Origin of the sequence: Yersinia fenwicki (assembly GCF_043099325.1) — a bacterium.
Lineage (GTDB): Bacteria > Pseudomonadota > Gammaproteobacteria > Enterobacterales > Enterobacteriaceae > Yersinia.
In genome coordinates, this window is sequence record NZ_CP170755.1 from 3,457,949 (window position 1) to 3,476,747 (window position 18,799).

The window sequence follows — 18,799 nt, forward strand, 5'->3', positions numbered from 1 at the left end:
ACATCTCAGGAGCTTCATTATGATGGTTCTAAGCATTGTTGCCTTGCTGGTTCTTATTGGTGTGCTGTTCTATCACCGGGTGAACCTGTACCTCAGTAGTTTGATTCTTGTGGTTTATACCGCAGCGATGGGTGCGGCACAGTTATGGTCATACTGGGCGTTACTGCCACTGGTGATTGTTCTGCTGCCTCTGACACTCACACCACTGCGCCAATCCCTGTTTTCAGCACCGGCACTGCGCATGTTCCGTAAAGTCATGCCAGCCATGTCGCGTACTGAAAAAGAAGCGATTGATGCCGGAACCACTTGGTGGGAAGGCGATTTATTCCAGGGCCAACCAGACTGGAAGAAATTGCACAACTATCCAAAACCGCAATTAACCGCAGAAGAACAAGCATTTATTGATGGGCCAGTTGAAGAAGCCTGTCGTATGGCTAATGATTTCCAAATTACCCATGAGTTGGCTGACCTGCCGCCAGAGCTGTGGGCCTATCTGAAAGAGAATCGCTTTTTCGCGATGATCATTAAGAAAGAGTACGGCGGCCTTGAGTTCTCAGCCTATGCTCAGGCACGGGTACTGCAAAAACTGTCCGGTGTGTCTGGCATATTGGCTATCACCGTCGGCGTACCCAACTCCCTCGGCCCCGGAGAGTTACTGCAACACTACGGAACTGAAGAGCAAAAGAATCATTACTTGCCGGGATTGGCACGCGGTGACGAAATTCCTTGTTTCGCTCTGACCAGTCCGGAAGCTGGCTCAGATGCTGGTGCCATTCCGGATAGCGGCACGGTTTGTATGGGGGAATGGCAAGGCAAGCAGGTACTGGGCATGCGCCTGACCTGGAACAAACGCTATATTACCCTCGCCCCCATCGCCACCGTCCTCGGGCTGGCATTCAAACTGTCTGACCCTGAGCATCTGCTGGGCGAAACGGTGGATTTAGGGATTACCTGTGCGCTTATCCCAACCAACACTCCCGGGGTAGAAATTGGCCATCGCCACTTCCCGCTGAACGTGCCATTCCAAAATGGCCCAACCCGCGGTAACGATATCTTTGTACCGATCGATTACATTATTGGCGGGCCAACAATGGCCGGTCAGGGCTGGCGGATGCTGGTGGAATGTCTATCTGTGGGGCGCGGTATTACCTTGCCTTCCAATGCCACTGGTAGCTTGAAAAGCGTGGCGATGGGTATCGGCGCTTATGCTTATATTCGCCGTCAGTTCAAAATCTCAATCGGTAAAATGGAAGGAATTGAAGAGCCTTTGGCACGCATTGCCGGTAACGCCTATGTTATGGATGCCGCAGCCACCTTGATTACCAGCGGCATTATGCTGGGTGAGAAACCGGCGGTGTTATCTGCCATTGTTAAGTATCACTGTACACATCGTGGTCAACGCGCGGTGATGGATGCGATGGATATCGCCGGGGGTAAAGGTATCTGCCTTGGTCCTGCCAACTTTATTGCTCGTAGCTATCAAGGGGCTCCCATTGGTATCACCGTGGAAGGCGCGAATATCCTGACCCGCAGTATGATTATCTTCGGCCAGGGCGCGATCCGCTGCCATCCGTTTGTTCTGGATGAAATGGCGGCTGCGCAATCGAATGATGTTGCCGCTTTTGATAAAGCGCTATTCGGCCACTTGGGCCATGTAGGTAGCAACAAAGTCCGCAGTTTCTGGCTGGGGTTGACCAATGGCCGTACCAGCGCTACGCCGACTAAGGACAGTACTCGTCGTTATTATCAGCATCTGAACCGCTTGAGCGCCAATCTGGCTTTATTGTCTGATGTCTCGATGGGTGTGCTAGGGGGGAGTCTGAAACGTCGCGAACGAATTTCTGCCCGTTTGGGGGATATTCTTAGCCAAATGTATCTGGCCTCGGCCACTTTGAAACGCTTTGAAGATGAGGGCCGCCAAAAAGAAGATCTGCCACTGGTACATTGGGGGGTACAAGATGCGCTGAATCAGGCAGAGCAAGCGCTGGATGATTTACTGCGTAACTTCCCTAATGGCTTTATTGCCGGGTTAATGCGGTTTGTTATCTTCCCATTTGGGCGCACTCATCAGGCCCCATCAGACCGCCTGGATCACCAGTTGGCGCAACTGTTGCAAATACCGTCAGCCACCCGCAGCCGTATTGGTCGTGGTCAATATCTGACACCGAGCGAATTTAACCCGGTTGGTTTACTGGAAGCGGCATTGCAGGATGTCATTGCAGCAGAGCCGATTCATAAGCGCCTGAGTAAAGAAGCGGGCAAGAGCTTGCCATTTACCCGACTGGATAAGCTTGCTAAACGCGCGCTGGCTGAAGGAAAAATCAATGCCGAGGAAGCCGCAATACTGACCCAAGCAGAGCATAGCCGCCTGCGCTCTATTAATGTCGATGAGTTCGAAGCGAATGCACTGGCGACCAAACCCTTGGCAAAACAGCCGGCGAAACAGCGACAAACTGAAGCGGCATAACGGTCTAATCTCATTGAAGTGAGTGTCTAACTCTCTATACCAAAGCCTCCCTTACCGGAGGCTTTTTTTATCTGCCAGCAAGCCACGAACAATCAATCCGAACTGCTCAGGTTTTCCGGTAAACAACACATTATCAGGCTGAATCTGTAACAGACGTTGGCGTAAACTCTGACGCCACTCTTTATCCGAAATTAGCCGTACTGTTACCGCGATATATTCTGCCAAATCATGCGCGATTAACTCTTCATCTAACCCCAAACGACGAAATAACCCCTCATCGATATGCTCATGAACTTCGATTCCACTTAGGCACACACCGGGTAAACCCTGGCGCACGGTATCAACAATCCCATTAGTATTACCAAAGGGAAATGGATTAATAAACAGGTCGCACTGATTAATAACCTGTAAGTAATCCAGATACCCCAAATGCTCATAAACTCTGGCTTGAGGAAGAATCTCATTAACGGCTTTTTCCATCACCCGATGGGTAATCCCCCAACAAAACCCCACCAGAAAATGAAATACTATCGGTGTGGATGCTTGCCGAGCGATTTCAGCACACGTGGCTAAAAAGCGAGGGTTAATTTTCATGGCAGAAGCACAAACGGCAATATGTATAGCTGGCCGCTCAGCAAAATATAATATGGGTTCCGGCTGGCTAATATTGGCGGGCGGCACGTAGGGCAGGCAATCTTTAGGTAATGGGATGACCTTTTCTGAGAAACACGCAATATCACCTAAATAATCCTCCTCCACTAAAACTGCATCAATATAATCAGAATGAGTGGTCGCAGGATGTCCCAAGGCCATCACTTGCAGCGGAGCCAAGCGCAGATTAGTGAGTGCAATGGTCAGCGGGAACATCCCAACACTGGGGAAATAGATCACATCGGGAAGTAACTGTTGCGTTAATGCCACAATGGCCTCGACCGCCCTCACTCGATTAACCTCAGTAAAGTCATCAAATACAGCCTGGGTTATTGCGTCGGTTGCATCAATAATAGTGACACCATGAGTAGAAAATTGCTCGCGCGCCGCCCGTAACGTACTGGAATGAGTGCGATAGATAGAATGCCCGCTGTTAAACCATTCAAGAATAACCAGCATCAATGGCTTATCGCGTGATGGCGGTGATAAGTGATTATCAGATAGGCCATTGCGCAATAGTGCTTTGCGCAAGTGCGAATTAATACTGCGTTTGATGGCATGTTTTTCAGCGATATCAGCATAGCTGCAATGCATATAAACATCATGCAAGATACGTTCTGGTAGGTGTTCAAGGCTATCGAGTGTCAATAACCGTTCCGGTAACCATCCCAATAAAAGCTCACGCTTTGCGTGCCCCACTGCGCTGGGTAAAATTCGCGGGGACAATAAAGCCAGAAATAAGGCTGCCGCTGCAGTGGAGTTAAATTGCCATAATATATCGGGCTGTAGAGGAATACCCGATTCCGGTAAATACATGACACAGAATTTAAGAAAACTATTCTGCTCAAAGCGAAGAGGATGAGCACATCCCTCACCGACCTGGTTAAGATTAGTAATAACATGGTCGGCATGACCAAATGGGGACGCGGCGAAAATTAATGCAATCCAACGATGGAAATCAATAAGTTGTAAGAATCCTTTTTCAGATAACACAAATCCAGGATCGGAAAATAAGTTACCAATAGCTGCCGCGAGCCGATTACAATAATGTTCCTGCTGTTGTATCGAATGTTGCTTAAGCGAAAAAACATCCCAGCGACCATATTGAGTATCCAGTTGCTCCAGCATTAATATCAGTAATCGCCCCGCGTCTTCATAACGCCGCCCACACACTAAAAATTCGAAATAAGGCAATGAAAAAGCTGTCGAATTATCTACCTCTTGTAATACCTCAATCGTTTTATCCGCCATTATCAGCTCTCCTTGTCACTTTGATATCACGACTTTCCGAGTAAATTTAGCGAGCTAACAAGCCCGCTACTCCTGAGCCGAGATCTCAGACAGGGGCCTCCACTTACCTAAAATATGCGTATCGCAAGGCTCGCTATCGGTAGTAACACTCTCAGGAATACAAACTGCAACACGGATACTGGCCGCAATATCTCTCTCAAATTCAGTCACGATAGGCGGCGGTAATATTTGTTCGTCGAGGGAGCTCAGGATCTGGCTTCGCTTTATGAGTAATGAGCCGAGTTTACTTTCTTCCTGAGGCGGCGTTATCTGCTTTGATAGTGTTTTCCCCTCAGATAGCAGAGTTGGGATAGGCCTCGGGGTTGTGGTCTGAGTCGGTTCAGGTCTGGTTCTACCGCTAACGCTACTTTTATCAACCGGTTTGCCATTGATAGTGACATTGCTACCAATATTTTCCGGTAGGGATATCAATATCAGTGGCTTGCCTGAGCCAGTATTCCCACCCAGCGCAATATCATTAATCGCTGCATAATCATTGAGGAAAATACCGTGATTATTCACTGAATAGCCATTCATTGAGCCGCCATTCATTGAGCCATCAATATGAACGCCATGACCATCACCAGCGGTATTACCATTAATCGTCGTATTACCGGTGTTGGACACGGAGCCGGTTATCTTTACACCATGACCATCGCTAGCGTTGCCCGCTAATGTGGTGTTATCGAGGGTGTTATTACCATAGATCTGCACACCAGTGCCGGTATAGCCGTTGGCATCACCGGTGACCGCCAGCAGATCGTCGGCTCTACCACCAGTAAGCGTGGCATTGGGGCCGACATCCACCCCAGTGCCGTCGATAGCCTCGCCGCGTATCGCGCTACCATGATTGCCGGTCAGATTGGCTGCGATTTGTATGCCCTTGCCATCCGGGCTGTTACCGCTCAGCGTGGCATTATCAAGTACACTGTCGCCATCAACATATATACCAGAGCCGAGCTCTGAAGTGCCGTTTACCCTGCCCCCCGCAATAGCGCCATTCAGTTGCACGCCGTCGCCGTCCGTGGCTTTGCCATCAAGCATGCTATTACCTTTGTTGGTCAGCGGGCCGTCGATATCAATACCCACGCCATCGGTGGCAATACCGGCTAAGGTGATGTTATCAAATATATTATTGCCATTAAGCTGGATACCGCGACTTTGGTCTCCGGTCGCATTACCCTTGATAACCAACAGATCGTCCGTGCCACTCCCCGCAAGGAAGGTATCCCTATCAATCATCACCCCGGTGCCGTCGGTTACATCACCTTGCACTGAGCTACCGTAATTACCTGATAGATTGGCAGTGATTTCCACACCAATACCATCAGTGCTGGTACCTTTAAGCATGGTGTTGTTAAGAACAGTTTCAGCGTCAACTTTAACCCCGCTACCGCTGGCAGAAATACCAGTAACGTAGCTATCATCCAGCGAGCCAGTGGCCTGCACGCCTACCCCGCTGGCTGAAGTTCCGTTGACGACACCGTGGCTGAGTACCCCATTAATCTGCACCCCCACACCGCCACCTGAAGCGATACCGTTTAGTCGGGTGTGGCCACGATTAGTCAATGAACCGGAAATATCTAAAGCGATACCATCAACAGTTGACCCCTTTAAACTGGTATTGCTTAAATCGTTATTGCCATTAAGTTTTATCCCAGTACTATTTCCAGTCGTCGCGACTCCTTGTAAAGTGAGTAAATCCGCTTCACTGGTACCTGTAACATGTAAGTTTTGAATAATATCAATGCCATAACCGATACCTTCAGTGGTGCCGTTAATAATACTCTGATGAATACCGTTTATATCACTGGTTGTCTCCACCCCTACGGCATGAGTACTGCTACCATTGAGCGCAGCATTATCAAGTACGACATGGGTGATGACACCAGTACCAGGCAATGAATCAACTTTGATGCCACTGCCATTCATTGATTTACCGGTCAATGCAGTATCAGTGATGGTGGCATTGCCGCTGATGCGTAGGCCTTCAGCTTGGATTGAACTACCAGTCACATTAATACGATTAATTTGGTGCTCAGCACTGAACAAGTGAACCCCAGAGCCATCAGTACTGGTTCCTTCAATCGTGACAATGCCGCTACTATTATTAACCACTCCAGAAATAGCCACCCCACTACCAACAACACTGCTACCTTTAATTAGCGAATCACCTTCACCATTTAATACAAAAGAATTATTACTAATAGGAAAGTTAATACCGGCACTACTGGTTGAACGCCCTTCCATTTTTAAAGAGCCATTATTATTAATAGTTAACGTTTCAGGGCTTAGATAGCTGATGCCATTTCCGTCAGCAGTAATTTCCGAATGTGTATTTTCACCGAGCAGAGATAACTGGCTGCCCTTGGCAATATTAAGTGTATTAGTACCATAAAACGCAATACCATTACGAGTTGTACCGGTGCCACCGCTCACACCTTGGATAGCAATATTCCCTTCAACAAATAAGCTGCTATTGGCTCTAAATAGAGTGCCCGCACCTTGATTCGTATTAATCGCGTAGCCAATAAGTGCGCCATTTAGGGCTTTGATGCTGTTATTCCCTCCCAGACTTAATACAGAGTTTGTGGCAGCTGATAGCGCTTCACCATAAACCGCAACATTCCCCAACTCGGCATTAAGACCGACATTATTAAAATAAATATTTCCATCATCAACTGATGCCCCATTAATATCAATATCCTTCCCAACTGATGTCAGACTAACATTCGTTAGATTAACGACTGAACGCGGGTTTAAACCTGTGCTATTGCTACCTTTTAAGCTGATGTTACCTTGTGCAACTAAGTAACTACGTGATTCATCTGATAACCCTTGCACTATAATGGCTTCATTTTCGGTACTGCTTTTAGCTGCTAATATAAGTTCATTTTGTGCACTTAAGGTTGTATTTTGCCTGATAATAATACCTCTATTCGTTGAGGTTGCATTGGCATTAATATTACCTACGGTCGCCGTAACATAACTATCGCTGAGTAAGAAACCATTAGCTCCAGTGGAATTTATTTCAACATTGACATTATTACCACTAACTTGTGAACCTTGAATCCGCAGTCCAAAACTAGTCTGAGTGATAATTTTGCCATTGATATCAAATGAAATATTGCCAGACTTAGAAACAAGGCTTCCATTAGTAAAATCAACTCCTCCTGACGTAGTACCATTAGCCTTGGCTTGAAAGGTAATATTTTTATCGCCAGCGATAGTTGCATTAGTGAATGTTCCCATCCACGAACTTTTAGAATTAGATTTCATCGTAAATGACATATTACCCTTTCCAGTGAAAACTGAATCACCGGATATATCAATACCCCGCCACCCTTGCTGATTAGCATTGCTACTTTCACCGGTTATGCGAGTTTCACCTACCACGGAAATATTAGCAGCATTACTAATATTGACGCCAACTTGAGATGCCACCCCGGTATTACCTTCCAGTGTTAGATTTCCGACCTGATACCGACCTCCCATAATACTGATGCGCGCTGTATTATTTTTATTGGCGTGTTTCATCAGTAAATCCCCACCATTTAATAACACATCACTATTATTCAATGTAATAGTCGAATCTACGATCGATGCTCCAGATAATAAATTAAGATTCAGTTTCCCCGTAGTCGCCGTAATATTATGGCCACTACTAACAATATTACCGTCAGCTTGTAAAGTTAGCGTAGCATCGCCACCCGCTGTTTTATTAATATCAGCTTGCAGAGTAATATTACACCAGCGACAATTCGTTAAACTGCCATTTCTGGTGGTAATCGTGACATTGGTGTCTTTATCGAGTTGTGCATTGATACTACTGTTCAATATTTGCGTAATATTGACCATTGGTGTGAAAATCTGCGCATTCTTCGCATACCCGACAGGGATATCAGCTACCTGAACCGATACTCCGCTTTCAGCACCACTACCAACAATATTGACCTCTGCCGGATCGAGCAACCAACCACCCATGTTGCCCACAATCGCACTGGCATCAACCCGACCAAAAGACTGTAAATTGCGCTGACTGGATGTTTCAACTTGACCACCATCACCTGACAGTGGCCCACCTCGAGCATGAATATCACCATAGAAAGCGGTGTAATGTTCAGACCACAAAACTGCGGTGCCACCAGCGCCTTGATTTGTTGAGGAAACATCTATATCGGCACCTTTGTCCATCACAACCGAACGAGCATTCTTTATCAGCTTATTCTTGCCCTGCCAGCTGCCACCGACCAGTACTTTACCCCCGCTCTCGTCCCCACTCGCATCAATTTTGCTCGCAGCAGCCAAATGTATATTTTCACCAACCAAGATAACATTCCCGCCACGCCCCTGCTGGCTGTTGGCATTAATCATCCCCTGCTGACTCACCACGCCCTCATTGCCGCCATCGAGATAAATAACACCATTTTTTTCTGATAAACCACGCGCCTGCAAAATACCGGTATTATCAATCACGGTATTCATCAACATATCTTTACCTTGCGCAGTCAGTTGAATAACCCCGCCATCAGCCCGAATCAATCCACCATTTTGTAGCAAAGTATTGACCTGTTCACCTTGGACTTGCACCCCGAGTAAGTTACCGCGATCCAAATTAAGGATGACACGACTGCCACTCGCTAATGCCGCTTTCCCTTGCGGAGCATTGATAATACCAGATGGCTGATTATCAACCTGCTGACCAATCAATGCGATATAGCCACCTGCCGTGGTGCGCAAATTGGCCTGATTAACCAATTTACCTTCTTGTATTTGGCTGGTCAGCGTATAGTTCCCGCGAGTAAAGTCATGATTAGACATTGATTTAGTACTGGCAATTAAGCCACCGACATTAACTTGCGCACCTTTACCAAATAGAATGCCATTCGGATTAAGTAAAAAGACCTGACCATTAGCTTTCAAGTTGCCATATATTTGTGATGTATCACGGCCGAGCACCCGGTTCAGCGCAATACTCTGCTGTCCTGGCTGGTTATAAATAACGCTGTTTCCCTGCGCAATATCAAAACTGTCCCAATTGATCGCCAACTTCTCGCTTTGCTGAATGACGGTAAGAGTGGTGTTATTAACACTCATCCCCCCTTGACCAAACACAATATTGCCCTTGACCGGTAAAGGGGGATGGGCAAATACCAGTAGAGACGATGTGCCGAGTACTAATCCCGTCAGAATAGCCAGGTGACGTAATTCTCCAACCTTAGTATGACTCTCATTAATAATTTTTTTGCCGAAAGACGAAAATGATCGACCGTAAGTTCGGGTAAACTCTCCCACAGCAATTAAGCATCCCAACCGCCGGCAGAAAATAAGTTTGTATAATTTACTGTTCATTATTCACATCCATTAAATCTGACAAATATGCCGATAAGCGCTAAAACAACTTGTAAGCGCTAAGCCAAAGTTGGTCGTTATCCGGTTGAGAAGTTGCAGCCTGGCCGGTCCGATGTGCCCAAGTCAGATTCAAAAAATAATCTGCCGGACGAGAGAGAGTGATATAGGCACCAAAACCTGACAGATTAATGTTATTTCCCGTCAATCCCTCAATAGGCTGGCGAAAATAGGATCCCCATCCTTGGTCAAAAAATGCCGCAACCGTGATTTGATTACCCGCACCGGCCCAGTCTAGAAGCGGGGGTTGCCAGCGAGTCCGTAATTCAGTGGTAAAAAGCGTGCCTTTATCCACCGATCCTTCGCCAATACCGTAAGCCCGAACCGCCAATGGTCCCCCCAACAGCAACTTTTGTGAGCTATCAAGATTCTTACTGGCCATTTGACCGGTAAATTGATTGAAGAAAGAGAAATAAGGGCTAAACCCCTGATCATGACCCACGCGATAATTAAAACGGGCAAAAGTACCGCTAATGCCGGTCAATGAATTCATGCTCTGACTAAATTCATCATCCAATGAAAGATGACCGACTGTGCCCAGTAAATTAAAATGACTTAACCCGCGAGGTACTGCGGAAAAAGTGCCACCAACCCCAAACTCACTGGCATCCAGATTACGTTTTTGTTCCGGTAACAGAATCAATGCATCACGCATTCTGCTCTGATAGTAACCCGCACTCGCATCAATCCGCGCCGCTGAGTTACGTATCCACGGATGGTTAAAATTAATACCCCAACGGTTAGAATGACCCCGAGCATCCAATATTTTGAAAGGCCCTTTCAGGGTATAATCCAGATAGCTATAATTAAGCACTGCACGAGTGCCATAGGTATTAATGGGAAAGTTGTAGTCCAACATGCCATTGAATACATCTGCCGAGCTGGATAAAATTAAATCGCTTCGTAATTGATCTCCCCACCCCGTCAGATTATTGATAGCCCCTCCGGCTAATAACCGATTATGACCAGAGTAATCATTACCTTGATTATCTATACCGATATATCCCATCGCGGGTTGGCTTGGGGTAATATCAGCATAAATTCTTGTCATTCCCGATTGGGCTCCTGGCTTTAATGCCAAAACAGCATCAACCCCGGGTATTTCATTAAGAATAAGAGCCGTTCTTTCAAGACGAAATAATTCTGCCGGAGAAACCGAACAATCTTTATTACCAAAGAACCCCACCGTTTTACTGCAACTATTACTTTCAATCACAGCAGTAGCAAATTCAGTATTCAAGCGGCTCTGATTATTAACTTCCGGATTATCTAATCGGCCAGCAATAATACGAACGACGACAATACCTTCACGAATAGTTTGTGGCGGCAATATTGCCTGAGCCGCAACAAACCCTTGTTGTCGACAGAAACGAGTTATCGCCAAGGTCATGGCTTGCAAATCGTTAAAGGTTAATCTCTGCCCTAGCCAGAGATTAATGACGCCATATAGTACTTTATTACTCCGATCGCCAGACTGTAATAACTGAGTATCCCCCTCAAATCTGACTTCACGTAAAATGATTGTTTCCATCGTTGGAGAACGACCCAGCGAAGGGGGTGAAATCAAAGGTGGAATTTTGACTTCAGCCTTATGTGGTGCAAGCAATGGTTCTGGTGTGGTTTGCCGTATTGCGTTACTCATCGCACCAGCATTCGGTACATTTATTACCTGCGGAGCGGCAACGACCCGTGAACAAAAAAAAAGAATTGATATTATTACTGTAAAGCTAAAGTTATTCTGATGCCATAATTTTTCTGGATAATAAAAATATCGCATAAAATACGCCTACTTAGCATGATGACAACGTCAGTTTAAATAAAAGCAAGTTATTTAACACTGACCCATTAGAATTTATTTTTAGTTTTTCTTTTATAAAAAAGAATGTGCTAACTGTAGTCATTACAAAAACCCGAAAGAGAGTTCTCTATTGTTCCAGACTAATATTCAGTTCATATTTAGAACAAATAGTTATTTATGGTAGATATATCTCTATCAACATGAAATAATAATTATGTTTAATTCTGATTTTTTATTAGAGCGATTTTATTTATTATGAATAGCAGGGTAACAACACAACCAAATGAAATATATAGCGTAAAAACAAAACAAACCCTCTTGATAATATCAATTAAAATTAAGCTAACGTAAATTATAAGTTATAGATAAAACAAATCATGGCAGTAAAAAAATCAATGTACTTTTTAAGAAACATAGTTATCAACTATTTATTGAAATATTAAATGTGTTATTTTTATGTTTATAAATACTTTACCTAATAGTAATTTTTATAATAAAAAAACCCGCATGACTTAGCGGGATTATTATATTTTCATTTACATGACTATCACATTGAGCTATGAGTAATCTTTGCTACCCATTCTGCCTAATGCGTGCAATCAAATCATCAATGCTATCTATGTGCGGCGCTGCCAAAATCAAAGTACACCCCAAACTCAAAGCATGCCGCTGGCATGCCCGGCGCATCTCATCGTCAGCGATACTATCCAGATCAGCCACATGGGCCAACCCAATGGTGCGCCGAATCAATTCACTGCCACAATATCCCACTGTATCTTGCCAAACCTGCTGTAGAAATAGCTGGGCGTAACCCGCCGTTGCCAGCGCTGAGTCTTGTGTTTTTTTCTCGCTTAATGCCAGAAAACGGTGGGAGAAAGTTTCCCACAAAATATAAATATCTTTCAAGCGCTGTTCTCGGCCCGCCGCTGCATCCCTTGGACCAGCTAACCCCGGCAAACCACAGTAATTAAGCAGTAAATTACCCAGTGCAGTGCCCACATCAAAACCTATCGGGCCATAGAAACCAAACTCGGCATCGATGGCTTTCAAACGCCCCTCGGCAACAAAAATAGAACCGCTATGAATATCACCGTGCAGCAATGCTTCAGCTTTGCTCAAAAAACGGTGCTTTAGCGAAGCGACAGCCAACTTGAGTGCATCATCCTGACGTAATGCCAGCACCTCGGGTAATAACGCCGGATCGAAATTATTACGCTCATGTTCAATGTAGGGATCAGTAAAGAACAGATCTTCGGTAATTTGGCACAATTCCGGGTTGGTATAGCGGCTGACTGCGGCCTTTTTAGCTTGGGCCGACTGATAAAAATCGGAAGTATGGAATAAGGTTTGTGCTAAATACTCAGCTAATTGCCCCGCCGCTTGCGGATAGTATTTTCCCTTCACCAATTCACTGCGCCAGATTTCGTGATCAGATAAGTCTTCTTGAACCATCACCGCCAGCTCTGCATCGTGATGCAGAATATTAACTGTATGTTGTGGGCAAAATTGGCTGTGTGTTAACAGAGTTTCTGCTTCAATTCTGGCGCGATCCAGGGTCAACGGCCAGGACTCTCCCACACAGCGCACATAAGGCAGTGCTTGCTTAACAATCACCCGGCTAACCCCGGCAGCATCACGGATTTTAAACACCAGGTTGAGATTCCCATCGCCAATTTCGTCGGCTGTCACCAGCGCCAGTGGATCAGCTATTTGACCAAATTGGCGAGCATATTCAACAGCATCCGCAGCAGTAAATGTATGGTAGCGAGACATTTTCAACCTCATTATTCTTTATCTGATTCTGATTCACTCACCGCCAACCATTTGCTTAGCCGTGAAATTATTCCCTGTTCGAGCAAAAAAATCCGTATTTAGGCGTAAAACCATATAGACGTCTACACATCCATAAGATATGTTGGCAGAATAAGAAACCAGATGCAATAACGCAACATGGATTTAACTGACAATGCAGACGCTTAACACGCTTGATTTACAAACGACCAGCTTAAAGATTGTTGATGGGAAACTGTGGATACTTGACCAACAAACCTTGCCACAACGCCAGGAATGGCTATCTGCCGATACAGTAGAATTGCTGATTGAGCATATTCAAGCACTGCGCGTACGCGGTGCACCATTGATTGGCTTATCAGCCAGTCTGCTGTTGGCTTTGTTGGCAGAGCGGGGTTTGCCCCAAGCCAAGCTTGAACAAGCACTGATTGCGCTGCGGGAATCGCGTCCAACCGCCGTGAATTTAATGAATAATCTGGCGCGGATGCAGCAGGCGTTATTGCAAGCTAATTGGGTCGCAGCCATGACTCACGAAGCATTGCGTCAGGTCGAGGAAGACCGCGAGTTATGTGAGCGGATTGCCCAGCATGGGGTGCAATTGGTTAAACCTGGCAGCAACTTACTCACCCACTGCAACACCGGCGGGCTCGCCACTGCGGGCATTGGTACGGCTATCGGCGTGCTACTGAAAGCGCATCAGCAAGGTAAGATCAAGCAGGTATGGGTAGATGAAACCCGGCCATTGCTGCAAGGTGGTCGCTTAACCGCTTGGGAACTAGGCGAATTAGGGATTCCCTATCAATTAATTTGCGATTCGATGGCTGCCAGCCTGATGGCTCAGGGCAGAGTCGATGCTGTCTGGGTGGGCGCTGATCGCATTGCAGCGAATGGCGATGTAGCGAATAAAATTGGTACCTACAGTTTGGCCGTATTGGCGCATTATCACCGCATTCCATTCTACGTAGCGGCCCCACACACCACTCATGATCCTGACTGCCCAAATGGCGCGGCCATCCCCATAGAGCAACGGGATGCCAGTGAAGTCAAAGGGGTATCAGGCGGTTTCGGCCATTGCCAATGGGCACCTGCGAATGCGCCGGTGTATAACCCGGCGTTTGATGTTACCCCTGCCGCATTAATCAGTGGCTGGGTGCTAGACAGCGGTGTTATCACGCCAGAACAAGTGACCGCAGGATTCTTCCAGCCCAAGAATTAGCAGTATTTGAAATTTTATCCCCAAAGTCATTGGAGTCGCAGGTAGGCAGCAAGCGAACACATCCCGATGAGCTTACTCAAGTAAGTGATTCGGGTAAGTGAGCGTAGCTAACACCCCTGCGGCTTCAAGGACGAAGGGGATCAATCTAGGCGCGGGTAGGCATCGGCTATCTTATCGCCGGTAAAACGCGCCACCCAACCCTCTGGATTATCAAATACCCGAATAGCGGTAAAATTCGGTTTAGAACCCATGTCAAACCAATGCGGGGTATCAGCCGGAACTGACAACAAATCATTCTTTTCACAAAGAATTTGATAAATTTTCCTATTGAGATGCAAGCAAAACAACCCGGTTCCTTCGACAAAGAAACGCACTTCATCTTCACCATGAGTATGTTCTGATAAGAATTTCTCACGCAATACTTCACGCTGCTCATTATCAGGACGCATACTGATCACATCCCAGCTCTGATAGCCCTTTTCCGCTACCAGCCGGTCAATTTCATGCTGATAAGCTGCAATCACAGCATCCGGTTGTGGGTTATCGCCCAGTTCACGATCCGCCTGCCAGCGCTCAAATCGTACGCCAATAGCGGTCAATTGCTGTTGAATTTCCTCAGCATCGCGGCTTTGCCACAGCGGCTGTTCTGGCTGCTCATCACTAAAAATGGTTAATCCGCTCATGCTGTAAAACCCTCTATGTCTATTTCATCAAAACGGCTGACTTGGGGATGACGGCTTTCGCTGTCTGGAAGATCTCGAATCAACTGACAAGTCTGCCAACCGGCAAGCTGTGCGGCATCCAATTCCTGGCGGATATCAGATAAAAACAGCAATGCTTGCGGGGCAATAGCCAGCTGATGAGCAATATTCTGGTAAGCGCTCACTTCGCGCTTGGCCCCAACATGGGTATCAAAATAGCCACTGAATAATGGCTGTAAATCCCCTGCATCACTGTAACCAAACAATAATTTCTGAGCATCAACCGAACCGGATGAATAAACATACAACTTCAGCCCTTGCTGCTGCCAATCAGCCAGTTGCGGCGCAACATCGGGATACAGATGGCCACGAAAATCACCTTGCAGATAACCGCTGCGCCAAATAATGCCCTTAATAGCTTTTAGCGCAGTAGATTTGCGGTCTTCATCCATAAAACTGTGCAATGTGGTAATCAGGGTTTCAATATCTGCATCCGATTGTTCAATCTCACGCCGCAAGCTGAGTAATGCGTTCACAACCTCTTCATCCTGTTGATATTCAAGTAAAAAAGGCGTCAGCCGCTCACGAGCATATGGAAACAATACTTGGTGGACAAAGCGGATGTCGGTGGTGGTACCTTCAATGTCGGTCACTATTGCCTGAATCATTTTGCCCCCAGTTTAAAATTGGCATCCAACAGACGGCGTTGCAGTTCACACTGGAACAGGAATTCCAGCCCTTCCAAATGACGGCGGGCTTCAGACACACTATTTCCCCAACAATACAAACCATGACCACGAACCAAAAAGCCATAACGCAATGGATGATTATCAGCCAGCGCGGCAACTCGCTGTGCCAAGGCCGGGATATCCTGATCATTATCGAAGATGGGGATCACCACACTATCCAGATGACTGCGTTGCCCTGAGAGGGATTTCTGCATCTCGTAGCCGTGCAATACCAACTCATTGCTACGCTCGACGCGCGATAGCACCGTAGCATTCACCGAGTGAGTATGTAATACCGCGTTGATTTCAGGGTACAACCGATAAAGCAGGGTGTGCAGACCCGTTTCCGCTGACGGGGTACGCCCACTGGGAACATGGTTATTGGCCGTTTCCACCAGCAAAAAATCATCAGCGGTCAAACTCCCTTTATCTTTGCCTGACTCCGTCACCAAACATTGAGCGGAATCCAGTCGCAGGGACATATTGCCGCCGGTCGCTGGGCACCAGCCCTTCTCGCCAATCCAGTGGCAGGCGGCTAGCAGCGCGCCAAGTTGTACATTTTCTGTCATTGCATATCCCTGTTGTGGTGTTGATGTGCTATGGCATGTTGCCACTGCAATCGGCATGACGACATTTAGTAGCGCAAAAAATCATTAGCGAGATCTTATCTATGCTTAGCTAATTTCGTCATTTAGCCGTTTAAACATCTAAGCGTCTTGATTGCCAAATCTTAACATCGTGTTATATTGACAGCAACATACAGCGCCAGGAGTATTCACCTGCCATGAGCACTTTATCTTTTATTCCAGACAGTAAATTATCCGCACAGGGCACCACAATCTTTACGCAAATGAGTGCATTGGCGCAAAAACATCAAGCAATTAACCTGTCGCAAGGCTTCCCTGATTTTGATGGTCCAGATTATTTAAAACAACGATTAGCCTATCATGTTAGTCAGGGCGCAAACCAATATGCTCCCATGACCGGCGTCGCACCGCTACGCACCGCCATCGCCGAGAAAACAGCTAAAATCTATGGCTGGAAACCCGATGCCGATAGCGAAGTCACTGTCACCACCGGTGCCAGCGAAGCTCTCTTTGCCGCCATTACCGCGCTGGTTCGCCCAGGCGACGAAGTTATTTGCTTTGATCCCAGCTATGACAGTTATGCCCCAGTGGTTAAGTTGGCCGGCGGAATACTCAAACGCATTGCGCTTAAACCTCCCGCATTCAACACCGACTGGGCTGAGTTTGCTGATTTAATATCTGAACGCACCCGATTGGTGATTGTGAATACGCCACATAATCCCTCGGCAACAGTTTGGCGCGCAGCAGATTTTGAACAATTGTGGCAAGTGATTGCTGAGCGCAATATTTATGTTCTCAGTGATGAAGTATACGAACATATCTGCTTCAGCGCGGCAGGCCATGCCAGTGTGTTGGCCCATCCACAATTACGCCAGCGGGCTATTGCGGTTTCCTCTTTCGGCAAAACGTTTCATATGACTGGCTGGAAAGCGGGTTATTGCATCGCACCCGCGGCGATCAGTGCCGAAGTGCGCAAAATTCACCAATATTTGACATTTTCGGTGTGTACTCCCGTCCAGTTTGCACTGGCTGACATGCTGAATAGCGAACCGGAACATTGGCAACAATTGCCGGAATTCTACCGCGCGCGCCGCGATCGATTCGTCAATGCGCTGTCAGCCAGCCGATTCAACATTCTGCCCAGTGAAGGAACCTACTTCTTGTTGGCCGACTACAGCGCTATTTCTGATCTCGACGATGTTGAGTTCTGCAAATGGCTCACCGAACACGTAGGTGTCGCCGCGATACCTTTATCCGTATTCTGCGCAGGCCCGTTCCCCCATAAATTGATCCGATTGTGCTTCGCCAAACAGGATGCCACGCTGGATGCTGCTGCGGAGCGATTGTGTCAACTTTAAAACTAACTCTGCTGCAACAACCGCTGGTGTGGCTGGATGCTCAGGCGAATCTGCGTCACTTTGATATGCTGCTGGAACACATACAGCAGCGTGATGTGATTGTATTGCCGGAAATGTTTACCACCGGTTTTGCAATGAATGCCGCTGAGAATGCATTACCAGAAACCGAAGTCATTGATTGGTTACGCCATTGGTCGGCACGCACCGATGCCCTGATTGGCGGTAGCGTAGCGCTGAATACCCCTGACGGCGCGGTTAACCGTTTTCTGTTGGTGCAGCCGAATGGGACAATCCATCACTATGACAAACGCCACTTATTCCGTATGGCTGGTGAGCACCATCACTATCTGGCAGGTAAAGAACGTAAAGTTGTTGAGTGGCGAGGCTGGCGTATTCTGCCGCAAGTCTGTTATGACCTGCGCTTTCCGGTGTGGTCGCGCAATCAGCAAGATTATGATTTAGCGCTGTATGTCGCTAACTGGCCTGCCGCCCGCGCTAAACATTGGCAAACGCTATTGGCGGCACGAGCAATAGAAAATCAGGCTTATGTCGCTGGCTGTAATCGGGTTGGTGATGATGATAATGGCCATCGTTATCAGGGTGATAGTGTGATTTTGGATGCCCAGGGTGAGATTCTAGCCCAGGCAGAACCGGGGCAAGCGGCGCGACTGGATGCGGAGTTGTCTTTAGAAACCTTGCAAGCCTATCGGGAAAGGTTTCCGGCTTTCCACGATACCGATAAGTTTTTGTTGTTATAAGTGCTGAACGATGGGGAGCTGGCGATAAAAATACTCCCCAAGTAC

General features: G+C 46.9%; 11 protein-coding genes. 4 read left to right on the top strand and 7 right to left on the bottom strand.

Annotated elements, in window-relative coordinates; all coding sequences use genetic code 11:
* The first annotated feature begins 19 nt into the window (after window positions 1–19).
* On the top strand, window positions 20–2,467 hold the full coding sequence (fadE, locus tag ACF3VQ_RS15785) for an acyl-CoA dehydrogenase FadE (RefSeq protein ID WP_392432093.1): 2,448 nt from the start codon (window positions 20–22) through the stop codon (window positions 2,465–2,467).
* Window positions 2,468–2,518: 51 nt separating this feature from the next.
* On the opposite strand, the gene ACF3VQ_RS15790 is transcribed toward fadE, so the two are convergent.
* From ACF3VQ_RS15790 to mtnK, 4 genes are all read right to left on the bottom strand, one after another.
* Complete coding sequence (locus ACF3VQ_RS15790) at window positions 2,519–4,369, bottom strand: glycosyltransferase (RefSeq protein WP_392432094.1); 1,851 nt, start codon at window positions 4,367–4,369, stop codon at window positions 2,519–2,521.
* A 66-nt stretch (window positions 4,370–4,435) separates the two neighbouring features.
* Window positions 4,436–9,760: a filamentous hemagglutinin N-terminal domain-containing protein gene (locus tag ACF3VQ_RS15795; RefSeq protein ID WP_392432095.1), complete on the bottom strand. Its 5,325-nt coding sequence runs from the start codon at window positions 9,758–9,760 to the stop codon at window positions 4,436–4,438.
* Between the two features lie 40 nt (window positions 9,761–9,800).
* On the bottom strand, window positions 9,801–11,594 hold the full coding sequence (locus tag ACF3VQ_RS15800) for a ShlB/FhaC/HecB family hemolysin secretion/activation protein (RefSeq protein WP_392432096.1): 1,794 nt from the start codon (window positions 11,592–11,594) through the stop codon (window positions 9,801–9,803).
* Between the two features lie 594 nt (window positions 11,595–12,188).
* Window positions 12,189–13,388: an S-methyl-5-thioribose kinase gene (mtnK, locus tag ACF3VQ_RS15805; protein WP_392432097.1), complete on the bottom strand. Its 1,200-nt coding sequence runs from the start codon at window positions 13,386–13,388 to the stop codon at window positions 12,189–12,191.
* 193 nt (window positions 13,389–13,581) lie between these two features.
* Between mtnK and mtnA the strand changes: the two genes are divergently transcribed.
* Entirely contained in the window at window positions 13,582–14,622 is a 1,041-nt protein-coding gene (mtnA, locus tag ACF3VQ_RS15810; protein WP_392432098.1) for an S-methyl-5-thioribose-1-phosphate isomerase, read from the top strand.
* A gap of 140 nt (window positions 14,623–14,762) precedes the next feature.
* Here mtnA and ACF3VQ_RS15815 read toward each other — a convergent pair whose 3' ends face one another.
* From ACF3VQ_RS15815 to ACF3VQ_RS15825, 3 genes are read right to left on the bottom strand one after another with little or no spacing between them, the layout of a single operon-like run.
* Window positions 14,763–15,305, bottom strand: coding sequence for an acireductone dioxygenase (locus ACF3VQ_RS15815; protein ID WP_392432099.1), 543 nt, complete (start codon window positions 15,303–15,305; stop codon window positions 14,763–14,765).
* On the bottom strand, window positions 15,302–15,991 hold the full coding sequence (mtnC, locus tag ACF3VQ_RS15820; protein ID WP_392432100.1) for an acireductone synthase: 690 nt from the start codon (window positions 15,989–15,991) through the stop codon (window positions 15,302–15,304). Before mtnC ends, ACF3VQ_RS15815 begins: the two co-directional genes overlap by 4 nt.
* Window positions 15,988–16,620 carry a methylthioribulose 1-phosphate dehydratase gene (locus ACF3VQ_RS15825; RefSeq protein ID WP_005167480.1) on the bottom strand — a complete coding sequence of 211 codons (633 nt, stop codon included), beginning with the start codon at window positions 16,618–16,620 and terminating at the stop codon, window positions 15,988–15,990. Before ACF3VQ_RS15825 ends, mtnC begins: the two co-directional genes overlap by 4 nt.
* Before the next feature lie 215 nt (window positions 16,621–16,835).
* Between ACF3VQ_RS15825 and ACF3VQ_RS15830 the strand changes: the two genes are divergently transcribed.
* Both ACF3VQ_RS15830 and ACF3VQ_RS15835 read left to right on the top strand, forming a co-directional pair.
* Window positions 16,836–17,996: a pyridoxal phosphate-dependent aminotransferase gene (locus ACF3VQ_RS15830; protein WP_392432101.1), complete on the top strand. Its 1,161-nt coding sequence runs from the start codon at window positions 16,836–16,838 to the stop codon at window positions 17,994–17,996.
* A complete protein-coding gene (locus ACF3VQ_RS15835) occupies window positions 17,984–18,754 on the top strand; it encodes an amidohydrolase (protein ID WP_392432102.1) in 771 nt (256 codons plus the stop codon). Before ACF3VQ_RS15830 ends, ACF3VQ_RS15835 begins: the two co-directional genes overlap by 13 nt.
* Window positions 18,755–18,799 lie beyond the last annotated feature (45 nt).